The sequence below is a fragment of the Kitasatospora sp. NPDC058218 genome (assembly GCF_042882445.1).
Classification (GTDB): domain Bacteria; phylum Actinomycetota; class Actinomycetes; order Streptomycetales; family Streptomycetaceae; genus Kitasatospora.
Map to the genome: position 1 here is coordinate 25701 of NZ_JBHVWC010000025.1, position 22983 is coordinate 48683.

Sequence of the window (22983 nt, forward strand, 5' to 3'; positions counted from 1 at the left end):
CATGCGCACCAAGGCCGTTGCCACCGCCGCCCTGCTCACCCTCGCACTGACCGCCTGCGGCGCCGAGATCGCGCCCGCCGGGGACGCCGCCGCCGGCTCCGCCCACTACCCGGTGACCGTCGACAACTGCGGCACCGAGGTCACCTTCGAGCGGAAGCCGGCCCGGACGGTGACCAACGACGTCGGCATCACCGAACTGATGCTCGCGCTCGGGCTCGCCGACCGGATGGCCGGCTACGTGATGCCCGACGACAAGGGCCAGGTCGACAAGGTGGCCTGGAAGGACGGCTACCGGCAGACCACGTGGCTCTCCAAGCAGCAGATCACCAAGGAGATCGCCCTGGAGGCCAAGGCCGACCTGGTCTTCGCCGGCTGGCACTACGGGTTCGACGAGGCCGGCGGCTTCACCCCGCAGGCCCTGGCCGGCCTCGGCATCGACTCCTACGTGCTCAGCGAGTCCTGCCGCAGCGGCAAGGGCCCCGAGCGCGGCGTGATGTCCCCGCTGGACGCGCTCTACACCGATCTGGCCAGCCTGGGCGAGATCTTCGACGTCCGCGACCGGGCCGACAAGCTGATCGCCGAGTTCCGGGCGCAGGTCGCCGCCGTGCCGCAGCCCGAGCGCCGCCCGCGCGTCTTCCTGTACGACAGCGGCGAGGACAAGCCGTACACCGCGGGGAAGTTCGCCGCGCCCCAGGAGATCATCGCCAAGGCCGGCGGGGAGAACGTGATGGGCGACCTCGCCGACTCCTGGACCACCGTCGGCTGGGAGAGCGTGGTCCAGCGCGACCCCGAGGTGATCGTCATCAACAACTACGGCTCCCCCGACGCCGAGGCCAAGCGGAAGTTCCTCACGTCCTTCCCGCCGCTGGCGGGCGTCTCCGCGGTCCGCGACGGCCGGATCTTCGTCCTGGACTACGTGGACCTGGTGGAGAGCCCGCGCAACCCGGCCGCGATCACCGCGCTCGCGGCGTACCTGCGCAGCGTGACGACCGGCTGAGCCGCGGCCCGGCGGGCGTACGCTCGGAGGTACGAGCCGACGGAACCGACCGGAGGAGCGAGAACATGACCATCATGGCCGCGCCGTCCGCCTTCGACACCCGGGCGCTGCGCGAGGGCATCGAGCGCAGCGACGCCGACGCGCTGCTGGCGCTGTACGCGGACGACGCCGAACTGCGCATGGTCGACCGCAAGACCCAGCCCAGCCACCCCCTGGTGATGCACGGCCTGGACGAGATCGGCGCCATGCTGAGCGACGTCTACGGCCGGGAGCTGAGTCACACGCTGGAACGGGTCGTCCTCGACGGCGACCGCCTCGCGTTCATGGAGTCCTGCCGCTATCCCGACGGGGTCCAGGTGCTGGTGACCTCGGTCGCCGACCTGCGGGACGGCCGGATCGTCGACCAGACCTCGATCCAGGCCTGGGACGAGGACGAGCAGGCCAAGTAGGCTCGTGGCATGATCCGCACCGCCGTAGTCACCGATGTCCCGGTCATCCACACCATGATCCGCGAGCTCGCGGAGTACGAGAAGGCGCCGCACGAGGCGGTCGCCACCGAGGAGCAGCTTCGCGAGGCCCTGTTCGGCGCCGCCCCGGCGGTGTTCGGGCTGATCGCCGAGGACGACACCACCGGCGAGACGGTCGGCTTCGCGGTCTGGTTCCTCAACTTCTCGACCTGGCGCGGGACGCACGGCATCTACCTGGAGGACCTCTACGTCCGCCCCGAGGCGCGCGGCGGCGGCCACGGCAAGGCGCTGCTGCTGGAGCTGGCCCGGATCGCCGTCGAGCGCGGCTACTCGCGGGTGGAGTGGTCGGTGCTCGACTGGAACGAGCCCTCGATCAACTTCTACAAGTCGCTCGGCGCGGTGCAGATGGACGACTGGACCGTCCACCGGCTCACCGACCGGGCGCTCCTCGTCGCCGGCACCCGCTGACGGACCGGACCGCCGAAGCGGTTCCGTCCGGGGGCTGCCACCCTGCGTCGCGAGGGCCTACCATGAGTGACCCTCGCACCCGGTGTCGCTCGTTCCCGTGAAGGCGGGACCGGATCGCGACATCCGCCCGCCGATAGCGGTAACGTCTCGGGCGGATGCGCGGCGTCCGACCACCCCTGCCGGGGTATGACCGGTACGTACCGCACCACCCCTCTGGACAGTTGGGGCGAAGCAGTTGAGCCAAGCAACAGACAGTGCCGCGGCCACCGGCCCGGAAGCACAGCGCGTCACCCAGGAGGTGAGGGTGTCCCAGATCGACGGCGAGCCCGGAGTACAGGACTTCGTGGAGGTCCGGCTGCCCGCGGCGGGTGCCTACCTCTCGGTGCTGCGAACAGCGACGGCGGGCCTGGCGGCCCGGCTGGACTTCACGCTGGACGAGATCGAGGACCTCCGGATCGCGGTGGACGAGGCCTGCGCCATCCTGCTCCAGCAGGCGGTGCCCGGCTCGGTCCTCTCCTGCGAGTTCCGGCTGGTGGGTGACTCGCTGAAGGTCATCGTCTCCGCCCCGACCACGGACGGCCGGGCCCCGGAGCGGGACACCTTCGCCTGGACGGTGCTCTCCGCGCTGGCCGGCGAGGTGGAGTCCTCGGTCGCCGAGGACAACACCGTCTCCATCAGCCTGCACAAGAAGCGCGGCGGGTCCGCCGCCCATTAGAGCCGCCGCAGCAGCACCGAACAAGAGCCGTCCGCCCGGCACCACCCGGGCCGGCGGACGGCTCCCGGTACCGCCCACCAAGCGGTACGACCAACGAGACGAATCCGGGACCGCCCCAGGTCCCGGTGCTCCCGGAACGGAACGGGGGAATGGCCGTGAGTGATCTGGACCGTACCGGCCTCGCGACGGCGGGCCCTGCCGTACCGACCCAGGCGAGCGTTCCCGGCCTCGCCGCCAACGACGAAGCGCACCCGAAGGACGCCCACCGGATGAGCCAGCCGACCGAGCCGACGTCTGATCCGTCGCCCACGCCCTCGCCCCCGTCCGAGGCCCCGGAGTCCCCGGCGCCCCGCGACGACGCGGCCGGGGCGCTGCGCGGTGCGGTGCCCTCACAGGCCCCGCACCGTTCGGGTGCGCCGGACCGGGAGGCGGCCCGGGCCCTGTTCGTCCGGCTGTCCGCGCTGCCCGAGGGCTCCTCGGAGCGCGTCGAGCTGCGCAACCAGCTGGTGCGGATGCACATCCCCCTGGTGGAGCACCTGGCCCGGCGGTTCCGCAACCGGGGCGAGCCGCTGGACGACCTCACCCAGGTCGCCACCATCGGGCTGATCAAGTCGGTGGACCGCTTCGACCACGAACGCGGGGTCGAGTTCTCCACCTACGCGACGCCGACCATCGTCGGCGAGATCAAGCGGCACTTCCGGGACAAGGGCTGGGCGGTCCGGGTACCGCGCCGGCTCCAGGAGCTGCGGCTGTCGCTGACCACGGCGACCAGCGAGCTGTCCCAGCGGCACGGCCGCTCCCCCACCGTGCACGAGCTGGCCGAGCACCTGGGGATCTCCGAGGAGGACGTGCTGGAGGGTCTGGAGTCCGCCAACGCGTACTCCACGCTCTCGCTGGACGTCCCGGACAGCGACGACGAGTCGCCGGCCGTGGCGGACACCCTGGGCGCCACCGACGAGGCGCTGGAGGGCGTCGAGTACCGCGAGTCCCTCAAGCCGCTGCTGGCCCAACTGCCGCCCCGGGAGCAGAAGATCCTGGTGCTGCGGTTCTTCCGCAACATGACCCAGTCGCAGATCGCCGCCGAGGTGGGCATCTCACAGATGCACGTCTCCCGGCTGCTGGCCCGTACCTTGGCCCAGCTCCGGGAGAAGCTCCTGGTGGAGGAGTAGGACTGACGGCCGCTCAGCGGCGGCCGCCGGATCCGGCCCTCTGCGCTCAGCCCTCGTGCGGAGCGTAGAGGGCCGCCGTCGATTTCGGGGTGAGCAGGGCCACGATGCCGACCAGGCCGAACAGGCCGATCGCCGCCCCGACGGCGACCATGGCGCCGCCGCTCTGCCACATGTAGTAGGCCACCGGCAGGCAGATCGAGTTGGTCAGCACCGCCGGGCTGCGGCCCCAGCGGCGCCCCTTGAGCAGCGCCCGGGCGGCCAGCAGCGGCAGCACGCCGAGCAGCACGATCACCAGGCCGCCGAACTCGTTCAGCGCGAGCTGCTTGGAGTCGCCGGACACGGCGGACACCATGTCCCAGACGCCGACGACGACGAGCGCGGCGCCCTCCAGGGCGGTGATGGCGGCGCCCGCGGTCAGGGCCGCCGGCCGGTCGGCGCCGGGCACGGGTACGGGTGCGGAGGATTCTGCGGTCACTCCAGCAGGGTAGCGGCCGGTCGGTCCGTACCGACCCGTAGGCTGAGCACATGCGCGCTCTCCTGGTCGTCAACCCGAAAGCGACCACCACCAGTGGCCGCACCAGGGATGTCCTGATCCACGCCCTGCGCAGCGACCTCAAGCTGGAGGTGGCCCAGACCGAGTACCGGGGCCACGCGCGCGACCTGGCCCGCGAGGCGGTCGAGGACGGCACCGTCGACCTCGTGGTGGCCCTGGGCGGCGACGGCACCGTCAACGAGGTGGTCAACGGACTGCTGGCGCACGGCCCGGGCGAGAAGGTCCCCCGGCTGGCCGTGGTGCCCGGCGGATCGACCAATGTGTTCGCCCGCGCGCTGGGACTGCCCAACGACCCGGTGGAGGCCACCGGGGCCCTGCTGAACGCGCTGGAGCACCGCCGGGAGCGGCCGATCGGCCTGGGCAAGGCGATGACCGAGGGGCTGCCGGACCGCTGGTTCACCTTCACCGCCGGCCTCGGCTTCGACGCGGGTGTGGTGGGCCGGGTGGAGGAGCAGCGCAAGGCGGGGCGCAAGTCCACCCACGCGCTCTACGTCGGCCAGGCGCTCCGGCACTACGTCACCCAGCGTGAGCAGCGCCGATCTGGCCCGGTCAGCCTGCAACTGCCGGGCCGGGAACCGGTGCCGGGCCTGGTGCTGGCCATAGTCAGCAACACCTCGCCGTGGACGTTCCTGGGCAACCGCCCGGTCTATCCCTCCCCGCTCGCCTCCTTCGACACGGACCTCGACGTCTTCGGCATCACCCGGATGACCGCGTTCGGCACTGCTCGAACGGTCCGTCAGATCCTGCGGTCGCACACGCCTTCGAGCGATGGCGACACGCCTGCCGGCCCGTCCGGAAAGCACGTCGTCTCCTACCACGACGCCCGGCACTTCACCTTGGTTTCGCAGGAACCGGCCCCATTCCAGGTCGACGGGGACCACCTTGGAGACAGGAGTCGCGTCAGTTTCACAGGCGTACGGCGGGCACTGCGTGTGATTGTGTGACCGGAAGGGGGGTTCGCCCTTCTTCTCGAACGCACAAGCCCCCTTCACTCCATAGAAGTACTGGCTGTGAGCTAGGCGACACCGAAGAATCAAAAATTCCTTCCTGAAGGGGGTTGTATCCGGGCCCGAGGTTTGCGAACCTCTACATGGCGATCGGGACACATCGCAGCGACGGCAACCACAGACCCTGGCGGGTGCCGACCGCGGGGTGTCCCTCGAATCGCCGAATCCCTCCCCAGCACAGACCACCCGGGCCCGATGGGCCTTTGGTCTCTTTTGTTGTTGCGGGATTCGTGAAAGCGTTCACATTCACAAGCCATCGATTGTGCCGACCGGGCAACCCCCGCGGCAGGAGGAGTTGGACGACCATGGACTGGCGCCACCGCGCTGTCTGCCGCGAAGAGGACCCGGAGCTTTTCTTCCCGATCGGGAACACCGGTCCTGCTCTGCTGCAGATCGAGGAAGCCAAGGCCGTGTGCCGCCGCTGTCCGGTCATGGAGCAGTGCCTGCAGTGGGCGCTCGAGACCGGCCAGGACGCCGGCGTCTGGGGCGGTATGAGCGAGGACGAGCGTCGCGCAATGAAGCGCCGCGCTGCCCGCAACCGCGCCCGCACCGCCTGATCACACGCCGTAACACCAGTAGTGACCGTAGGACCGATCAACACATGATCAAGGGCTTCCCTGCACTTCCTGGCGAAGCCTTCCGTACAAAGGACCTTGCTCGACACGGTCCCGCGACACCGGGCCGCCCAGGCACTTGATACTGTTCACTTAGAGCAATATTGTGGAGCTGAGGCGCTCACCGTGTGCAACGCACCGGTGAGGTGTCGCACCACCCAGAGCCCCCGTTCCGGCCGACTCCCCCCGACGGCCGGAACGGGTTGAGAGGCCCTGTCGACCCACCCCCCCCCGGTCGACAGGGCCTCGTTTCTGTTTCCGCGCCCGTTCCCACGCAGCCGCCGCGCACGTTTCACGCGGCCGCGCGCGGTGGTGCAGGGGTGCGCACCCGGCGCCCCCGCCGATCGCACGCCCCCGTCACACTCCGCCGCACCTCGACCGCTGCACCCCGCCGGCCGCCGCAGCGGTTCAGGGCACCGGGATCTCCAGGATCACCTTGGTGCCGCCGTTCGGCCCGGCGACCATGTCGAAGGTGCCGCCCAGCTCCCCGGTGGCCAGGGTCCGGACGATCTGCAGCCCGAGGTTGCCCGCCTGCTGCGGGTCGAAGCCCTCCGGCATGCCCCGGCCGTCGTCCTGCACGGTGATCAGCAGGTACTCCTCCGGCCGTGCGCCGCCGTTCCAGCTGTCCGACCAGCCCATACCGGTGGCCGGCGCCCGACCGCGCAGCGCGCTGACCTCCAGGTTGCCGGAGGCGGACGGACCGAAGGCGTGTTCCAGCGCGTTCTGCAGCAGCTCGGTCAGCACCATCGCCAGCGGCGTGGCCACCTCGGCGGAGAGGATGCCGAAGCTGCCGCTGCGGCGGGTCGCCACCCGGCCGTCCTGGGACAGCTCCATCACCATGGCCAGCACCCGGTCGGCGATCTCGTCGAAGGCGACCTGCTCGTCCAGTGCCTGGGAGAGCGTCTCGTGCACGATCGCGATCGAACCGACCCGGCGGACCGCCTCGTCCAGCGCGGCCCGGCCGGCGTCCGAGTCCATCCGGCGCGACTGCAGCCGCAGCAGCGCCGCCACCGTCTGGAGGTTGTTCTTCACCCGGTGGTGGATCTCCCGGATGGTGGCGTCCTTGGTCATCAGCTCGCGGTCGCGCCGCCGCAGCTCGGTGACGTCCCGGCAGAGCACCAGGGAGCCGGTCAGCGTGCCCTTGGGCTTGAGCGGGATCGCCCGCAGGGTCACCACCCCGCCCTGCACCTCGACCTCGGTCTGGCGCGGTGCCCAGCCGCTCGCCAGCTTCACCAGCGCCTCGTGCACCGCCGACCGCGAAGGCGGGACCAGCTCGGCGGTGGCCCGGCCGAGGTGGCTGCCGACCAGGTCGGTGGTGAGGCCGAGGCGGTGGTAGGCCGAGAGCGCGTTGGGGCTGGCGTAGGTGACGATGCCGTCGGCGTCGAGCCGGATCAGGCCGTCGCCGACCCGGGGGGCCGCGTCCATGTCGGTCTGCTCGACGCCGTGGTACGGGAACGTCCCGGCGGCGATCATCTGGGCAAGGTCGGAGGCGCTCTGCAGATAGGTGAGTTCGAGCCGGCTCGGGGTGCGGACGGTCAGCAGGTTGGTGTTGCGGGCGATCACGCCGAGCACCTTGCCCTCGCGCCGCACCGGGATCGACTCGACCCGGACGGGCACCTCCTCACGCCACTCCGGGTCGCCCTCGCGCACGATCCGGCCCTCGTCGAAGGCCGCGTCCAGCAGCGGCCGGCGGCCACGCGGGACGAGGTGGCCGACCATGTCGTCCTGGTAGGAGGTGGGCCCGGTGTTGGGCCGCATCTGGGCCACCGAGACGTACCGGATGCCGTCCCAGGTGGGGATCCACAGGACCAGGTCGGCGAAGGAGAGGTCGGAGAGCAGCTGCCACTCCGAGACCAGCATGTGGAGCCACTCCACATCGGCACCGGTCAGGGTGGTGTGGCGGCGGACGAGTTCGTTCAGCGAGGGCACATGGCGAGCGTAGCTCCAGGCCCGGGGCGCGGCCCTGCCGCACCCGCCCGCGCGGGGGTGACCCCAAGTTGTCCAGACCAATTTTCGGGGAGCCCTGGACAACCCAGATTGGTCTAGTCCACAATGAAAGGGCACCAAGGAGAGGCCCCCCGCGCAACTGCCCTGACCGCGCGAGGCCGCTCCTCGGTCGGACGCCGCCGAACGAGGACCCCGCACAGTTCTCGATCACCCCGGCGCCCGACGACAGCTCCGGGCTGCGGTGCCGCATGGGTTGAGGGTCCCGTGTCGGCGCCGTGGCCCGTAGTGCTTTCCGCCCTCCGGCGGGGTGCCCCCAGCCGTTTCCGGCCGCTCAACTGCCGAACCCCCGTCCACAAGCTGTGGACGGGGGTTCGGCATTGCACCACCCGGCCGCGAGCCCCCCACGAAGCCGAAGCCCCACCCCGAGCAGGCACCCCGCGGGACGTGAGCCCCACCCCGCCCCGAGGCACCCACCAAGCGGGCACCCCCACCCCGCCCGTCTTGAGCCCCGCCCCGAGCCGAACCCGCCCCGAGCCGAAGGGCCGCGCCGGTGCCGAAAGGGTGGGCCCCTCCTGCCCGATGCCGGGCAAGGAGGGCAAGCGACGGAGCGACGAAGGAGCGACGGAGCGACGACCGTCGGCACCGGGTCGAGCGGCCCGGAGGCGAGCGGGCGAAAATACAGCCCGGCGGCGAGCGGGCGACGACTCAGCGCGTCTCGGTGACCTTGGCCAGGGCGCGCGGGGCGTCCGGGTCCTGGCCGCGGGCGATGGTGACCTCGTAGGCCAGCTGCTGCAGCGGCAGGATCTCCAGGATCGTCTGGACCTCCTCGGGCACACCGGCCGGCAGTGCGAAGCCCGCCGAGGCGGCGTCCACCTGCTCCTGCTGGCCGATGACCACCAGGTCCGCACCGCGGCCGCGCAGGCGGTCCAGGACCGGCTGCAGGGCTTCGCCGCCCTTGCCCTCCGGGACGATCGCGATGACCGGGGAGACGTTGTCGACCATGGCCAGCGGCCCGTGCAGCAGGTCCGCGCCGGAGAACGGGGAGGCCGGGATGTAGGTGGTCTCCATGAGCTTCAGCGCAGCCTCGCGGGCGGTGGGGTAGCCGTAGCCGCGCGAGGTGATGACCAGGCGCTGGGCGAAGCGGTAGCGCTCGGCCAGGGCCTTCACCTCGGCCTGGCGGGCCAGGATGCCGGCGGCCAGCGCCGGCAGCTCCTTGGCGGCCGCGCCGTCGCCGCCGCGCAGGCCCTCGACCAGCAGGTAGAGCGCCAGCAGCTCGGCGGTGTAGGTCTTGGTGGCGGGCAGCGCCTTCTCCGGGCCGGCCAGCACGTCGATGTGGAACTCGGAGACCTCGGCCAGCGGCGAGGAGGCGTTGTTGGTGACCGCCAGGGTGATGGCGCCGGCCTCGCGGGCCGCCTTGGTGGAGGCCACCAGGTCGGGAGAGCCGCCGGACTGGCTGACGGTGACGACCAGCACGTCCGAGAGGTCCGGCTTGGCGCCGTACGCGGTGGTGGTGGACATCGAGGTCAGGCCGGCCGGCTTGCCGAGCAGGATCTCGATCAGGTACTTGGCGTAGAGCGCCGCGTTGTCCGACGTGCCGCGCGCGGTGAGGAGCACGAAGCGCGGGTTGCGGGCGGCGATCTGGGCCGCGATCTCGAAGATCTTCGGGGCGCCCTCGTCGAGGATGCGCTGGAGGACGGCCGGCTGCTCGGCCATCTCCGCCGCCATGATCCGGCCGGGGACGGGGACAGTCTGCGGGTCGGACATCTGGATGTGCCTCCGATGAGATGGTTCGACCCCGTCCGGGCGGGGATGCCCGGGCGGGGACCTCTACGGCGGCGAGTCCGCACACTCGCTCCGGTGATTCCTGCGGCAATCCTACGGGGGGCTCCCCCGCGCGGCACGTCCGAGAGCCCCTCCCGGTGGCCCGGAAGGGGCTCTCGTCAGGTCACCGGCCCCGTCGCTCGGCTCAGCCCTGCTTGTTGATCAGCTGGTCGATCGCGGCGTCCGCCTCCTTGGCGGCCTGGTCCACCGGCTTGTTGCCCTTGAGGATCGCGGTGAGCATGTCCGGCAGGATCTTCTGCTTCTCGATCGCGCCCCAGCCCGGCGCCAGCGGGGTGAACCAGGCGTCCGGCACCGCGTTGGCCGCGGCGGCGGTGGCCGGCTTGCTCTTCAGCGGGTTCAGCTGGGTGAGGTTGTTCGGCAGGATGTCCTTGTCCGCCAGCGCCTGCTGGGACTTGGTGCTGGTGAACATCCGGACCCAGTCGGTGGCCAGTGCGGCCGACGGCGACTTGGCGGTGACCGCGAGGTCCGAGCCGCCGATGAAGGTCGGCAGCGGCTTGCCGCCCGGGCCGGGCATGGTGGCCAGCTTGACGGCGTCCTTGAGGGTCGGGTCGCCGGTGACCGGCGCGGTCACGCTGGAGGCCTCGTAGCCGTTGCCGTAGAAGGCCCCGGCGTGGCCGCGGGCCATCGACTCGAACTGGTTCTGCTCGTTGACCGCCAGGTCGCCCTTGTTGTACTTGCGCACCAGCTCGACGAAGTGGTTCAGCCCCTGCTGGGACTTCGGGTCGCTCAGCGTGCCGTGCCAGTTGCCGGCGCTGTCGAAGCGGGCGATGGCGCCGCCGTACGCGGAGACGTAGCTCATCGCCGCGTACCAGTACGGGCCGGGCAGGTAGAGCGCGGAGTAGCTCTTGTCGGCCTTGTTCTTGTCCGCGACCTTGTCCAGCGCCGCCCGCAGCTCGTCCTCGGTCTTGGGGAAGTCCGCGGTGCCGGTGGCCGCCTGGAAGGCCGCCGAGTTGTAGATGGCGACCCGGGCGCCCGCGTAGTACGGCACGCACCAGAGCTTGTCCTGGTAGGTGCAGGTGTTGGCGAGCGCCTTGATCCAGGCGTCGGAGTTGTCGAAGGTGGAGCGCTCCACCGGGGCCAGGGCGCCGGAGAGCACGTACTTCATCGTCTCGGTGTTGCCGAGTTCCACCACGTCGGGCGCGTTGCCCTCGGCGAGCGCCTTGTCCAGCTTGCCGACCTTGTCGGCCCAGCCCTGGTAGGCGAGCCTCAGGGTGACGTTCGGGTACTTCGCCGCGAACTCGTCGTTCACCCGCTGCACGAGGTCCGGCCAGTTCTTCTGGGCGTCGTCCATCAGCCAGACGGTGACCGTGCCCGTGGCGGACTTCGGGTCCACCGTGGCGGCCCTGCCGTCCCCCGACGGCGAGCCGCCCGAGGAACAGGCCGTCAATCCGGCGGCGAGCGCCATGATCCCGAACGTCGCCATGAGCTGACGCTTCTTCACGCCATCCTCCGAGGGTGCTAGAGCCTGTGCCCGCCGGCAGCGTGATGGCGCGTCCGCCGGGAGAGCTCCGGGCGGGGACGGCGAAGTGCTTCAGGAAGGGCCTATACCACATCCGGTGAGGTTGAAGTTCGAACCGGATGGACTGGAGCCTGGCCTAGACCACTGGCGGTGTCAACGCCAAATGGGCAGGCTGCCAAGGACGTTGCAGACCTGTTGTACCGCGTGGCGATCAGTTGCGGCGCCATCACCCTAAGTAGAACTTAAGGCTGGCTTAAGGCCGATTTGAGGGAACACCGACAGGTGGCAACTCCGCAGGTCAACGCGGGGGAAACGGAACGGGCCCGCCATGCGCCATGCGCATGACGGGCCCGTTCGCGGGTGCCTTCCCGGCACCCGGGGTCACGGTCCGACGGAACCTCAGCCGATCGCTCCCGACTGGCCGGTGAGCACCTCGACGGCCGCCAGGCCGCAGACCCGGGCAGCACCGTGGGTGGCGATGTGGAGCGCGCCGACCGGCTCGGACTGCGGCAGGCCCATCTCGACCACCGCGGCGTCCGGACGGGCCGCCACCAGACGGGACAGCGCGGCGGACATCCACCCGTAGCGGTGGGCGTCGCGGACCACCAGCACCAGGCGGCGGCCCTCGGCGCCGGCCACCACCTCGGCGACCAGTGCGTCCAGCTGCTCCGGGGCGGCGTCCTTCGGACCGACCTCCCGGGTGCGGGTGCCGGGGAAGCGGTCGGCCAGCATGTCGGCCACGCCCCACGGGGTCACCGCGCCGACGGCGATGTTCGGCTCGTCGGAGAACGAGGCCACGTACGGGCGCTCGGTCACCGGCAGGGCCTCCCGGCCCGGTGCCCGGACCACGCGCAGCGCACGGCGGGCGGCCCGCAGGCCGACCGCCAGGTCGGGCTCCAGCCGCTCGCCCTGGGCCGCGATCCGACCCCAGCTGCCCAGCGCGCGCACCCGGTCGGCGGCGTCGGCCAGTCGCTCCTCGGGGAGCTTGCCGGCCCGCACGCCCGCCACGATGGCGTCGCGCAGCAGCAGCACGGTCTCCTCGTCGGCCAGACCGCCGCCGACGCAGATCGCGTCCGCACCGGCCGCCAGGGCCAGCACGGTGCCCTCGCCCATGCCGAAGGTGTCGGCGATGGCGCCCATCTCGATCGCGTCGCTGACGATCAGGCCCTGGTAGCCGAGGCCGCCGTCGGCCGGGGCCGCGCGCAGCAGGTCGCGCAGGACCCGGGGGCTGAGCGTGGCCGGCAGCTCGGGGTCGAGCGCCGGGATCATGATGTGGGCCGTCATCACGGCCTTGGTCCCGGCGGCGATCGCGGCCTGGAACGGGATCAGGTCGCGGGCGCGCAGCACGTCCAGGTCGACGTCGATCACCGGCAGGCCGTGGTGGGAGTCGACCGCGGTGTCGCCGTGTCCGGGGAAGTGCTTCGAGCAGGCGGCCACGCCGGCCGACTGCAGGCCCTCGACCCAGGCGGCGGTGTGCCGGGCGCACAGCTCCGGGTCGGCGCCGAAGGAGCGGACGCCGATCACCGGGTTGCGCGGGTTGGAGTTGACGTCCGCGGTGGGCGCCCAGTTGTAGTTGACGCCGGCGGCGGCCAGCGCGCGGCCCAGCTCGCGGGCCACGTCACGGGTCAGCGCCGGGTCGTCGATCGCGCCGAGGGCGAAGTTGCCCGGCCAGGAGGAGCCGGAGCCGGCCTCCAGGCGGGTGACGTCGCCGCTCTCCTCGTCGATGGCGATCAGGAGGTCGGGGTTCTCCTCGCGCAGCGCCTTGGTGAGCGCGGAGAGCTGGTCGAGACCGGTGACGTTGCGGTCGAAGAGCGCGACCGAGCCGAGGCCGGCCGCGAGGTGGCGGCGGACCCACTCCGGGGGCTCGGTGCCGACGAAGCCGGGCTGGAGGACGGTCAGCGCGTCGCGGTGCAGCTGGTCGCTGGCCGGGAGGGTGGGGACAAGGATGCTCACGTCGCGTCAGCCCTTCACTGCACCGTCGGTCAAGCCACCGACGGCCTTGCGCTGGAGGAATACGAAGAGGATCAGCACCGGGAGGGCGAACAGCGTCGAGGCCGCCATGGTGGCGCCCCAGTCGGTGCCGAAGTTGGTCTGGAACGAGGACAGCCAGAGCGGCAGGGTCTGCCCCTCGGTCTTGTTCAGGATCAGGACCAGGGGGAACTCGTTCCACGCGGTGATGAAGCCGAACAGCGAGGTCGACATCAGGCCCGGGGCGAGCAGCGGGAAGATCACCTTCACGAAGGCCTGGGTGCGGGTGCAGCCGTCGACCATCGCGGACTCCTCCAGCTCCTTCGGGACGGCGGCGATGAAGCTGCGCAGCGTCCAGATGGTGAAGGGGAGGACCATCATCATGTAGAAGGCGGTCAGCGGGACGAGGCTGTTCAGCATCTCGCTGTCGCGGGAGATCAGGTAGACCGCGATGGTCATGACCTCCCAGGGCGCCATCTGCGCCGCCATCACGACCAGGACGAAGGCCTTGCGGCCGCGGAACCGCATCCGCGCGATGGCGAAGGACGCCAGGGTCGCGATCACCAGCGAGATCAGCACCGCGACGATCGTGACGGTGAAGCTGTTGGTGACGTACGTCCAGAACTTGGGGGCGTTGATCGCCGTCGAGAAGTGGTCGAGGGTCGCGTCGAGGGGCAGGAAGACCGGCGTCCGACTGACGATGTCCTTCTGTTCCTTGAAGGCGGTGATGACCATCCAGTAGACGGGGAAGATGAAGAAGACGAAGAGGACGAGCGCGATCACGTTCGGCCAGGTACGTCCGATGAGCGAGCGCCTCACAGCTCGTCCTCCTGCTTCAGAATGATCCGGAAGTAGTACGCCATCAGCACGCCGAGCATCAGGATGGTGAGCACCGCGATCGCGGCGCCGGTCCCGTAGTGCTGGGCGCCGGAGCCCTCCAGGAAGGCGTGCACGGGCAGCGTCCGGGTGAGCGAGTCGGGGCCGCCCGCCTTGATCGCGTAGACCTGGGTGAAGGCCTTGAAGACCCAGATGACCTCAAGGAAGGTCGTGGCCAGGAAGAACGGCTTCAGGCTGGGGAAGATCACCGAGGTGAAGATCTTGGCGGGGCCGGCGCCGTCCATCCGGGCCGCTTCGTAGAGCTCCTTCGGGATGGTGGTCAGACCGGCGTACATGTTGAACGCCACGAAGGGGATCGAGCCCCAGACGATCAGCAGGATGATCACGAAGAAGGTGGAGTACTGGCTGCCGGTCCAGTTGTAGTCGGCCATCGAGTGCCAGCCCAGCTGGTCCAGGAACCAGTTGACGACACCGAAGCGGGTGTCGAACAGCCAGGTGTAGACGGTGGTCGCGGCGACCACCGGCATGGCCCAGGCCAGGAGCAGGCCGACCGAGAGCACCAGCCGCATCTTCTTGCCGAGGCGGTTGAGCAGCAGGCCGACCAGCGAACCGCCGACCATGATCAGGACCACGTTGACCAGGGTGAACGCGACCGTCCGGCCGGTGACCGCCCAGAACTCGGAGTTGGTCAGCTGCTCGGTGTAGTTCTCGAAGCCGTTCCACTCGGTCAGGTGCTGGACGAGCTGGCGCGCGTTCAGGTTCTGGAACGAGACCAGGACGGTCTTCAGCAGGGGCCAGCCCAGCAGGCCGAGGGTGACCACGGTGGCCGGCAGCAGCAGCAGGTACGGGGCGAACCGCGTGCCGAAGCCCGGTCCGCCCGCCGTTCTGGTGCTCTTCTTCGGAGTGCCCTTGGCGCCGCCGGTGGCGACGCTCGTCTCAATAGTGGCCACAGCAGCCTTCCCTGTGTCCGGGGACTGTGTCTGCACCCGCTCCGAATGCACAGCCATCGTTCTCTCTTCCTGACAACCTGACCACGACGGACAGGCGCCGCCCACCGGTCCCCCGCCGGGGACCGGTGAGCGACGCCGCTCGACTGCTTACTGCTTGGCGTTCAGACGCTTGGCGATCTCGTCGTCGGCCTTCTTGGCGGCGGCGGCGTAGTCACCGGTCAGGGCGCCGGTCAGGAACTCCTTGATCGGGTTCGGGTTGTTCTCGACGCTCGCCCAGTTCGGCGTGGTCGGGGTGATCCCGCCGGAGGCGGCACCGAGCTTGGCGGCGGCGGCGAAGTCGCCGACCACCTTGTCGTCCAGCGACTTCTTGTTCGGGATGCTGCCGGCGGCGGCGACCAGGCCCTCGTTCTTGTCGTTCAGGGCGATCTTCAGGAAGTCCTTCGCCATGTCGCTGTTCTTGCTCGCCTGGGCGATCGCCAGGTTGGAGCCGCCCAGGAACACGCCGGAGGCCTTGTCGGCGGTCTTGCCCGGGAGCGGGAAGTAGCCGATCTTCTCCTTCGGCATCTCCTTCTCGGTCGGGATCTCCCAGCCGAGGCCGATGATCGAGCCGATGTCGCCCTTGGCGAAGACGTCCTTCTGCTGCGGCTTGGCCTCGTCACCGTCCTTGGCGGCGGTGGTCGAGTGGCTCTGCAGCGCCTTGTAGGTCTCGAAGGCCTTCTGCGCCTCGGGGGTCGACAGACCGCCGACCCACTTGTCGCCGTCCTTCTTCGCGAGCTTGCCGCCCTCGCTGGTGAGGAGACCGAAGTAGACGTACCACTCCTGGCCCGGCATGTAGATCGCGTCGGAGACGCCGGGGACGGCCTTGACCTTGTCCAGGTCGGCGTAGAACTCGTCCAGGGTCTTCGGGGGCGTGGTGATGTTCGCCTTGCCCCAGATCTCCTTGTTGTAGGCGACCACGCGGTTGGTCACGAACCACGGGGCGGCGTACTGCTTGCCGTCCAGGATCGCGGACTCGCTCTGGTTGGCGTTCCAGTCGGCACCGCCGATGGCGGCCTTGTCCTTGGTGATGTCGAGGAGACCACCGGTGGCCGCGTAGCCCGCGGTCTGGGTGTTGCCGACCTCGAGCACGTCGACCGAGCCCTCGGACAGCGCGGCGGTGACCTTCGGGCCGATACCGGTCCACTCCTGGATCTGGTACTCGATCTTGGAGCCCGGGTAGGTGGTCTCGAACTCGGTCTTGACCGCGTCGTCCCAGCCCTTGGGGGCGGAGCCGGACATCAGCCACACCTTGAGCGTCTTGCCGCTGTAGTTCTTGGCGGCGGACGAGGACGAGCCGGCCTTGTCGCCGTCGCTCTTGGCGTCCGAACCACAAGCCGCCAGGCCGACGACCATTGCTGCGACGCCGACCGCCGCGATGAGCTGACGCTTCACGCCATCCTCCTGAGGGATGCCTGAGTTACCCCCGTCGGGTGGCTGCGGCAGACCCACGTAAAGCGGGAGGAAAGGTGCCGCGGACCCCATCGAACGGGTGGGGGGATTCATAGTTACCGATCTAGTGGTGTAGACCAGATGCCTGGAGCTTGGCCTAGACCAATGGGCCTGTCAACGGCTCTTCGACCGATCCGGACCACCCGTTATCAAGCCGACACCGCACATCGTTCATCGCGTGATGAGGTATTCGTTCCGTAGCCATACATGCAACGATGTGAGTTGTTAACGATGCGGCGGGGCCCCCAAAGGCCCCGCGAGAAGCGGGAGACAGGTCCGATGAGCAGCGACGGGGGCAGCACGGCCCAGGTCAACGACCCCCAGGTGAAGAACCTCCCGGCGCAGACCGGTGCGGATGCCACCGCGCGGGTGCCCAAGTACTACGGACTCAAGCGCCACCTGCTGCAGCTCACCGAGACCCAGCCGGCCGGCACCCCCGTCCCGCCCGAGCGGGCGCTCGCCGCCCAGTTCGACACCTCGCGCACCACCGTCCGCCAGGCCCTCCAGGAGCTGGTGGTCGAGGGGCGGCTGGAGCGCATCCAGGGCAAGGGCACCTTCGTCGCCAAGCCCAAGGTCGCCCAGGCCCTCCAGCTGACCTCCTACACCGAGGACATGCGCGCCCAGGGCCTGGAGCCCACCTCCCGGCTGATCGAGATCGGCTACATCACCGCCGACGACCGGCTGGCCCCGCTGCTGGACATCAAGCCCGGCGGGCGGGTGCTGCGGATCGAGCGCCTGCGGCTGGCCAACGGCGACCCGATGGCCATCGAGGTCGCCCACCTCTCCGCCAAGCGCTTCCCGGCCCTGCGCCGCAACCTCGCCAAGCACAACTCGCTGTACACGGCCCTGCGCGAGGTGTACGGCGTCACCGTGGCCGAGGCCGAGGAGACCATCGAGACCACCCTGGCCACCCCGCGCGAGGCCGGACTGCTCGGCTCCGACCTCGGCCTGCCGATGCTCCAGCTCGCCCGGCACTCCTTCGACGCCGACGGCGACCCGGTCGAGTGGGTGCGGTCCATCTACCGCGGCGACCGGTACAAGTTCATCACCAGGCTCAAGCGCCCCGAGTAGGCCTCGACCGCTCCCCCGCCACTCCGAAGGCACCGGCGTACGCACGCGTACGCCGGTGCCTTCGTGCATGACCCCGGCGCGCGGTGGTCCGCCCCGAGCCGAAGGGCCGCGCCGGTGCCGAAAGGGTGGGCCCCTCCTGCCCGATGCCGGGCAAGGAGGGCAAGGGACGGAGCGACGTCGGGGGCACCCCCGGCCGGAGCCTGGGTGAGAGCGACGGAGCGCCGACCGTCGGCGCCGGGTCGAGCGGCCCGGAGGCGAGCGCGCGACAACACGGCCCGGCGTGCGACGCGTCCGGAATGCGGGAAGTTCTGTCGTTCCCGGTGACACAGATCACTCCATGCTCTAGATTTCGCAGCCGTATTGACTGCCGATCACCAGTGGTGCTGCTCGGCGGGCTCTGGGGGCCGTGCGGTACCTCCGGGCTGCGGCGCCGTCGGGGTGAGCCCTCTGGAGCGGAGCCGAACCATGTCGTCAGATGCTGCTGCCACCGGACCTGTCATGCCCGAGCCACCGGGCCCGGCAGCCGTTCCGGCGGTGACACCGGAACGGGTGCTGGCCGGGCTCGCCCTGCTCGTGCCGATCGTCGCGATTCTCTGGGTGTCCTCGTACGACAAGACCGGCCCCGAGGCGGGCGGAGTGCCGTTCTTCTACTGGTACCAGCTGCTCTGGGTGCCGGTCTCGGCCGTCTTCACGGTGGCCGCGTACCTGCTGATCAACCGCGACGAGAAGGCCCGCAAGGCCGCCCGGAAGGCGGGTGGCGCACGATGAACGGCGTCAACGTCCCGGCCCTGACCGTCTTCGTCCTCTTCTTCGTCCTGGTCACCGTGATGGGCTTCCTCGCCTCGCGCTGGCGCCGGGCGGACAACGCCCAGCACCTGGACGAGTGGGGTCTGGGCGGCCGCAGCTTCGGGACCTGGGTCACCTGGTTCCTGCTCGGCGGCGACCTCTACACCGCCTACACCTTCGTCGCCGTCCCGGCGGCGGTGTACGCGACCGGCGCGGCCGGCTTCTTCGCCGTCCCGTACACGATCATCGCGTACCCGCTGGTCTTCCTCTTCCTGCCCCGGCTCTGGTCGGTCTCCCGGGTGCACGGGTACGTCACCCCGGCCGACTTCGTGCGCGGGCGGTACGGCTCCAAGCCGCTCTCCCTGGTGGTCGCGCTGACCGGCATCCTGGCCACGATGCCCTACATCGCGCTGCAGCTGGTCGGCATCCAGGCGGTGCTGGACGTGCTGGGCGTGGGCGGCGGCGAGAACGCCAACTGGTTCGTCAAGGACCTGCCGCTCTTCCTCGCCTTCGGCGTGCTGGCCGCCTACACCTACTCCTCCGGGCTGCGGGCGCCGGCGCTGATCGCCTTCGTCAAGGACACCCTGGTCTACATCGTGATCATCGTCGCGGTGATCTACATCCCGATGCGGCTGGGCGGCTACGGGCACATCTTCGACGCGGTCGGCGAGAAGTTCAGCGCCCCCAAGTCGGCCGGCTCGCTCACGGTGCCGGAGAACAAGCAGTGGACGTACGCCACGCTGGCGCTCGGCTCGGCGATGGCGCTCTTCATGTACCCGCACTCGGTGACCGGCGTGCTGGCCTCGAAGTCCCGCAACACCGTCCGCCGCAACATGGCGATCATGCCCGCGTACTCGCTGATGCTGGGCCTGCTGGCGCTGCTCGGCTTCATGGCGATCGCGGCCGGCATCGGCAAGGGCGACAGCGCGTTCAACGCCCAGCTCTCGGTGCCGCAGCTGTTCGAGAACATGTTCCCGGACTGGTTCACCGGCGTGGCCTTCGCGGCGATCGGGATCGGCGCGCTGGTGCCGGCCGCCATCATGTCGATCGCGGCGGCCAACCTCTTCACCCGCAACGTCTACAAGGAGTTCCTGAAGCCGGCCGCCACCCCGGCCGACGAGACCAGGGTCGCCAAGCTCGCCTCGCTGCTGGTCAAGGTCGGCGCGCTGGCCTTCGTGCTCGTCATGGACAAGCAGGCGGCGATCAACCTGCAGCTGCTCGGCGGGCTCTGGATCCTGCAGACCTTCGTCTCGATCGTCGGCGGCCTGTTCACCCGGTGGTTCCACCACTGGGCGCTGTTCGCCGGCTGGGCGGTCGGCATGATCTACGGCACCTGGGAGGCCTACGACATCCCCAGCAAGGCCACCAAGCACTTCGGCGGGAACGCCGCCGAGATCCCCGGCATCGGCGAGCTCGGCTACATCGGCCTGACCGCCTTCGTGCTCAACCTGGTGGTCTCGGTGGTGCTCACGCTGGCGCTGAAGGCGTTCAAGGCGCCGGAGAGCCCGGACGAGACCCGGCCCGGTGACTACAGCGCCGAAGCGGGCGACGAAGAGCTGAAGAACGCGCCGGAGCCCGTGGCGGCGCACTGATTCGCCCCGCGCGCGCCCTGTGACCGCGCCGCCTCCTCCGTGAACACTGGAGGAGGCGGCGCGATCATATGTATGAACGGCCGCACACACAGGGCACCACCGGACCGGACCGGCGTCCGGCCGGCACCCGATCGACCCACGGGGAGCAGCGGCGATGGCAGATCTCGGCACCACGCTCAACGGTCAGCACCAGTCCACCCACCGGCCCGGACCGCCGGCCACCACGGCGCCCCACCCGGCGTCGCCCGCCCCGCACACCGCGCCGGCGGCGGCACCCGGCCCGCTGCCGTCCGTGCTGATCGCCACCCGGCACGGCGAGTCCACCGCCAACGTCGAGTTCCAGCTGGCCGAGGCGGCCGGCGCACTGAGCGTGCCGATCAGCTGCCGGGACGCGGACATCCCGCTCTCGCTGCACGGCCGGCAGCAGGCCCAGGCGCTCGGCCGCTGGTGGGCCGGCCTGCCCAGCGCCGACCGCCCGCGCAGCGTCTGGTGCTCCCCCTACGAACGCACCACCGAGACGGCCCGGATCGCGCTGGCCCAGGCCGCCGGGCTGGGCGCGGTGCCGGTCACGCTCGCCGTCCGCTACGACGAGCGGCTGCGCGACCGCGAGCTGGGCGTCCTGGAGATGCTGCCCAAGGCCGCGATCGAGGCCAAGCACCCGGAGGAGGCGGCGAGACGCCGCAAGATGGGCGAGCTGTACTACCGCCCGCCCGGCGGCGAGTCCTGGGCGGACGTGGCCCTGCGGGTCCGCAGCGTGCTGCGCGACATCTGCGCGGAGGAGGCCGGGCGGCCGGTCCTGCTGGTCGCGCACGACTGTACGGTGCTGATGCTCCGCTACGCGCTGGACCGGCTCACCGAGGCGCAGTTGACGGCCCTGGAGCCGGTCCGCAACTGCTCCACCAGCCTCTGGCGCGCCGAGGGCGGGCGGCTGCGCCCGGCGCGCTGGAACGACACCGGGCACCTGGCCCTCGGCTGACGGCCGGGGCGGCCGGGGCCGGCAGGGCGGTCAGGGCGCCCGGCCGCCCGGGCCGCCGAGGGGGACGGCGGCCCGTCAGCCGACGACCGGTTCGGCGAAGCAGCGGCGGTAGGCCAGCGGAGTCGTGCCGAGGCGGCGGCCGAAGTGGTGTCGCAGGGTGGCGGCGTTGCCGAAGCCGCAGCGGGCGGCGATCGCGTCGACCGGCTCGGCGGTGGACTCCAGCAACCGCTGGGCGAGCAGCAGCCGCTGCCCGGTGAGCCAGCGGTGCGGCGTGGTGCCGGTCTCCTGCTGGAAGCGGCGGGCGAAGGTGCGCGGCGACAGGTGGACCCGGGCCGCCAACTGCTCGACGGTGGACTCCTCGTCCAGGTGGTGGCGCATCCAGTCGAGCAGCGGCGCGAGGGACTCGCCGTCCCCCTCGGGCAGCGGCCGGGCGACGAACTGCGCCTGCCCGCCCTCCCGGTGCGGTGCCACCACCATCCGGCGGGCGATCCCCCGGGCCACCTCGGCCCCCTGGAACTTGCGGACCAGGTGCAGGCAGGCGTCGATGCCCGCCGCCGTGCCGGCCGAGGTGATCACCGGGTCCTCGTCCACGTAGAGCACGTCCGGCTCGACGGTGGTCCGCGGGAAGCGCGCGGCCAGCTCGGCGGCGTGCCGCCAGTGCGTGGTCGAGCGGCGGCCGTCCAGCAGCCCGGCGGCGCCGAGCACGAAGGCGCCGCTGCAGATGGAGAGGACCTTGGCGCCGCCCTCCACGGCGGCCCGCAGGGCGTCCACCAGCGGCTCCGGGTACTGCGGGCGCACCCCGGTGGCCGTGACGACGACGAGGTCCGCCTCGGCGAGGCGCTCCGGACCGTGCGGGACGTCCACGGAGAAGCCGGCGTGGGTGCGGTGCGGGCCGGGGTGGGCGCCGGCGATGGCGAATTCGTACCGGGGCAGGCCGTCCTCGCTGCGGTCCAGGCCGAAGACCTCGCAGGCCACCCCGAGTTCGAAGGGGTGGAGCTCCTCCAGCACCACCGCGACCACGTTCTTCAGCATGCCGCCCAGGATGCCTTCCCGGGGTGCCCGCGGGGAAGAGCCGGGTGGCAGGATTTCGATGCAATCGGGCATTCCTGCCACTCGTGGCCGGCCGGCGGCGCCGCGAGAGTGGAGCCATGGACTCCGACACGCTCGCAAGCGCACTCGCCCTGGTCGGCGCCGTCGGCGGTTTCGGCCTGCTCGGCACCCTGATCGGGCGCGACGTGGCCCGCAACGCCGCCACCGGCCGCGACAACTGGCACCGGCCCGGCGGCTACCCCGTCGACCCGGCCCTGCCCGACCGGCTCTACGGCACCATGCCGGCTGCCTCGCTCCGCCCCGCCGCCGACCCGGCCACCGCCACCACCCCTGCCACCGGCGGCCCCGGGGCCGCCGACCTCCACGACCCCGCCCCGGCGCCGGGCGCCGAGGGCGGCTCCGGCACACTGACCGGATGGACATCGTCATCCGGTCGGCCCGTGAGGCGGACCTCGAAGCAGCCGGCCGCGTCACCGTCGAGGCCTTCGTCGGCGACGGTTACACCTCGCCCGAGAGCCAGTACGTCGACCTCCTGCGCGACGCCGGCCGCCGGTCCCGGGAGGCCGAACTCCTCGTCGCGGTCGACGCGGCCCAAGGACGGGTCCTCGGCTGCGTGACCTTCGCGGTGGGCGGCACCGAGTGGGCCGACATCGCCACCCCGGGCGAGGGCGAGATCCGGATGCTCGCCACCGCCGCGGCCGCCCGTGGACGGGGCGTCGGCGAGGCCCTGGTCCGCGCCGCCCTCGCCCGCAGCCGCGAGCTCGGCCTGGCCGGGATGGCCTTCTCCACCCGCCCCGACATGAAGGCCGCCCACCGCATCTACGAGCGCGTCGGCTTCCGCCGGACGCCGGAGCGCGACTGGGCGCCGTACCCGGGGATGGACCTGATGGTCTACAGCATGGTCTTCTGACGGGAGGTCGACCGGCACGGTAGCCGGTCGACCCCCCTGCAGAGGAGCCGGTCGGGGGCCGGGTCGGGCGGCTGCTCCGGTGGCCGACGGACGATCAAAGCGCGCTTTTGATATAAA

General features: G+C 71.0%; 21 protein-coding genes. 12 read left to right on the top strand and 9 right to left on the bottom strand.

Annotated features, from left to right (window positions below):
- The first annotated feature begins 1 nt into the window (after nucleotide 1).
- From ACFVYI_RS17740 to ACFVYI_RS17760, 5 genes are all read left to right on the top strand, one after another.
- A complete protein-coding gene (locus tag ACFVYI_RS17740; protein ID WP_387886298.1) occupies nucleotides 2-997 on the top strand; it encodes an ABC transporter substrate-binding protein in 996 nt (331 codons plus the stop codon).
- A 65-nt stretch (nucleotides 998-1062) separates the two neighbouring features.
- Nucleotides 1063-1446, top strand: a complete 384-nt coding sequence (locus ACFVYI_RS17745; RefSeq protein ID WP_387886301.1) for a nuclear transport factor 2 family protein — start codon at nucleotides 1063-1065, stop codon at nucleotides 1444-1446.
- A gap of 9 nt (nucleotides 1447-1455) precedes the next feature.
- The gene (locus ACFVYI_RS17750) at nucleotides 1456-1932 is read left to right on the top strand and encodes a GNAT family N-acetyltransferase (protein ID WP_387886303.1); all 477 of its coding nucleotides are present in this window, start codon (nucleotides 1456-1458) and stop codon (nucleotides 1930-1932) included.
- 304 nt (nucleotides 1933-2236) lie between these two features.
- A complete protein-coding gene (locus ACFVYI_RS17755; protein WP_093860582.1) occupies nucleotides 2237-2647 on the top strand; it encodes an anti-sigma regulatory factor in 411 nt (136 codons plus the stop codon).
- 155 nt (nucleotides 2648-2802) lie between these two features.
- Nucleotides 2803-3816 (top strand): RNA polymerase sigma factor SigF, encoded by a 1014-nt coding sequence (locus tag ACFVYI_RS17760; protein ID WP_360638436.1) that lies wholly within the window; start codon nucleotides 2803-2805, stop codon nucleotides 3814-3816.
- 46 nt (nucleotides 3817-3862) lie between these two features.
- Here the strand turns inward: ACFVYI_RS17760 and ACFVYI_RS17765 are convergent, their stop codons facing one another.
- Complete coding sequence (locus ACFVYI_RS17765; RefSeq protein ID WP_387886305.1) at nucleotides 3863-4291, bottom strand: hypothetical protein; 429 nt, start codon at nucleotides 4289-4291, stop codon at nucleotides 3863-3865.
- Between the two features lie 50 nt (nucleotides 4292-4341).
- Here ACFVYI_RS17765 and ACFVYI_RS17770 point away from each other — a divergent pair, with 50 nt between their 5' ends.
- Nucleotides 4342-5313, top strand: coding sequence for a diacylglycerol/lipid kinase family protein (locus ACFVYI_RS17770; RefSeq protein WP_387886307.1), 972 nt, complete (start codon nucleotides 4342-4344; stop codon nucleotides 5311-5313).
- Nucleotides 5314-5681: 368 nt separating this feature from the next.
- On the top strand, nucleotides 5682-5933 hold the full coding sequence (locus tag ACFVYI_RS17775) for a WhiB family transcriptional regulator (protein WP_014138019.1): 252 nt from the start codon (nucleotides 5682-5684) through the stop codon (nucleotides 5931-5933).
- Between the two features lie 465 nt (nucleotides 5934-6398).
- On the opposite strand, the gene ACFVYI_RS17780 is transcribed toward ACFVYI_RS17775, so the two are convergent.
- From ACFVYI_RS17780 to ACFVYI_RS17810, 7 genes are all read right to left on the bottom strand, one after another.
- A complete protein-coding gene (locus ACFVYI_RS17780; protein WP_387886310.1) occupies nucleotides 6399-7919 on the bottom strand; it encodes a sensor histidine kinase in 1521 nt (506 codons plus the stop codon).
- A gap of 723 nt (nucleotides 7920-8642) precedes the next feature.
- Nucleotides 8643-9701 carry an SIS domain-containing protein gene (locus ACFVYI_RS17785; protein ID WP_387886312.1) on the bottom strand — a complete coding sequence of 353 codons (1059 nt, stop codon included), beginning with the start codon at nucleotides 9699-9701 and terminating at the stop codon, nucleotides 8643-8645.
- A gap of 202 nt (nucleotides 9702-9903) precedes the next feature.
- A complete protein-coding gene (locus ACFVYI_RS17790; RefSeq protein WP_387886430.1) occupies nucleotides 9904-11202 on the bottom strand; it encodes an extracellular solute-binding protein in 1299 nt (432 codons plus the stop codon).
- Nucleotides 11203-11637: 435 nt separating this feature from the next.
- Nucleotides 11638-13191, bottom strand: coding sequence for a glycoside hydrolase family 3 protein (locus ACFVYI_RS17795; protein WP_387886314.1), 1554 nt, complete (start codon nucleotides 13189-13191; stop codon nucleotides 11638-11640).
- 6 nt (nucleotides 13192-13197) lie between these two features.
- Complete coding sequence (locus tag ACFVYI_RS17800; protein ID WP_387886315.1) at nucleotides 13198-14025, bottom strand: carbohydrate ABC transporter permease; 828 nt, start codon at nucleotides 14023-14025, stop codon at nucleotides 13198-13200.
- Complete coding sequence (locus ACFVYI_RS17805) at nucleotides 14022-15050, bottom strand: carbohydrate ABC transporter permease (protein ID WP_387886318.1); 1029 nt, start codon at nucleotides 15048-15050, stop codon at nucleotides 14022-14024. The genes ACFVYI_RS17800 and ACFVYI_RS17805 overlap by 4 nt, the downstream gene beginning before the upstream one ends.
- 90 nt (nucleotides 15051-15140) lie before the next feature.
- Nucleotides 15141-16424 carry an extracellular solute-binding protein gene (locus ACFVYI_RS17810; protein ID WP_387886320.1) on the bottom strand — a complete coding sequence of 428 codons (1284 nt, stop codon included), beginning with the start codon at nucleotides 16422-16424 and terminating at the stop codon, nucleotides 15141-15143.
- 336 nt (nucleotides 16425-16760) lie between these two features.
- Here ACFVYI_RS17810 and ACFVYI_RS17815 point away from each other — a divergent pair, with 336 nt between their 5' ends.
- The 4 genes from ACFVYI_RS17815 to ACFVYI_RS17830 all read left to right on the top strand — a co-directional run bounded on the left by ACFVYI_RS17815 (nucleotide 16761) and on the right by ACFVYI_RS17830 (nucleotide 20906).
- Nucleotides 16761-17552: a GntR family transcriptional regulator gene (locus ACFVYI_RS17815; RefSeq protein WP_329489546.1), complete on the top strand. Its 792-nt coding sequence runs from the start codon at nucleotides 16761-16763 to the stop codon at nucleotides 17550-17552.
- A gap of 498 nt (nucleotides 17553-18050) precedes the next feature.
- Nucleotides 18051-18320 (top strand): DUF3311 domain-containing protein, encoded by a 270-nt coding sequence (locus ACFVYI_RS17820; RefSeq protein ID WP_387886322.1) that lies wholly within the window; start codon nucleotides 18051-18053, stop codon nucleotides 18318-18320.
- On the top strand, nucleotides 18317-19930 hold the full coding sequence (mctP, locus tag ACFVYI_RS17825; protein WP_387886325.1) for a monocarboxylate uptake permease MctP: 1614 nt from the start codon (nucleotides 18317-18319) through the stop codon (nucleotides 19928-19930). Before ACFVYI_RS17820 ends, mctP begins: the two co-directional genes overlap by 4 nt.
- A 154-nt stretch (nucleotides 19931-20084) precedes the next feature.
- Complete coding sequence (locus ACFVYI_RS17830; protein WP_387886327.1) at nucleotides 20085-20906, top strand: histidine phosphatase family protein; 822 nt, start codon at nucleotides 20085-20087, stop codon at nucleotides 20904-20906.
- Nucleotides 20907-20981: 75 nt separating this feature from the next.
- On the opposite strand, the gene ACFVYI_RS17835 is transcribed toward ACFVYI_RS17830, so the two are convergent.
- Nucleotides 20982-21938 (bottom strand): helix-turn-helix domain-containing protein, encoded by a 957-nt coding sequence (locus ACFVYI_RS17835; RefSeq protein WP_387886329.1) that lies wholly within the window; start codon nucleotides 21936-21938, stop codon nucleotides 20982-20984.
- A gap of 433 nt (nucleotides 21939-22371) precedes the next feature.
- On the opposite strand from ACFVYI_RS17835, the gene ACFVYI_RS17840 reads away from it, so the two are divergent.
- Nucleotides 22372-22866, top strand: coding sequence for a GNAT family N-acetyltransferase (locus ACFVYI_RS17840; protein ID WP_387886331.1), 495 nt, complete (start codon nucleotides 22372-22374; stop codon nucleotides 22864-22866).
- The last annotated feature ends 117 nt before the right edge of the window (nucleotides 22867-22983 follow it).

Coding starts and splice junctions, on each gene's coding strand:
- ACFVYI_RS17770 (WP_387886307.1), top strand. CDS start 4,342: ATGCGCGCTCTCCTGGTCGTCAACCCGAAAGCGACCACCACCAGTGGC.
- ACFVYI_RS17740 (WP_387886298.1), top strand. CDS start 2: ATGCGCACCAAGGCCGTTGCCACCGCCGCCCTGCTCACCCTCGCACTG.
- ACFVYI_RS17835 (WP_387886329.1), bottom strand. CDS start 21,938: ATGCTGAAGAACGTGGTCGCGGTGGTGCTGGAGGAGCTCCACCCCTTC.
- ACFVYI_RS17830 (WP_387886327.1), top strand. CDS start 20,085: ATGGCAGATCTCGGCACCACGCTCAACGGTCAGCACCAGTCCACCCAC.
- ACFVYI_RS17820 (WP_387886322.1), top strand. CDS start 18,051: ATGCCCGAGCCACCGGGCCCGGCAGCCGTTCCGGCGGTGACACCGGAA.
- ACFVYI_RS17785 (WP_387886312.1), bottom strand. CDS start 9,701: ATGTCCGACCCGCAGACTGTCCCCGTCCCCGGCCGGATCATGGCGGCG.
- ACFVYI_RS17745 (WP_387886301.1), top strand. CDS start 1,063: ATGACCATCATGGCCGCGCCGTCCGCCTTCGACACCCGGGCGCTGCGC.
- ACFVYI_RS17775 (WP_014138019.1), top strand. CDS start 5,682: ATGGACTGGCGCCACCGCGCTGTCTGCCGCGAAGAGGACCCGGAGCTT.
- ACFVYI_RS17840 (WP_387886331.1), top strand. CDS start 22,372: ATGGACATCGTCATCCGGTCGGCCCGTGAGGCGGACCTCGAAGCAGCC.
- ACFVYI_RS17815 (WP_329489546.1), top strand. CDS start 16,761: ATGAGCAGCGACGGGGGCAGCACGGCCCAGGTCAACGACCCCCAGGTG.
- ACFVYI_RS17750 (WP_387886303.1), top strand. CDS start 1,456: ATGATCCGCACCGCCGTAGTCACCGATGTCCCGGTCATCCACACCATG.
- mctP (WP_387886325.1), top strand. CDS start 18,317: ATGAACGGCGTCAACGTCCCGGCCCTGACCGTCTTCGTCCTCTTCTTC.
- ACFVYI_RS17805 (WP_387886318.1), bottom strand. CDS start 15,050: ATGGCTGTGCATTCGGAGCGGGTGCAGACACAGTCCCCGGACACAGGG.
- ACFVYI_RS17790 (WP_387886430.1), bottom strand. CDS start 11,202: ATGGCGACGTTCGGGATCATGGCGCTCGCCGCCGGATTGACGGCCTGT.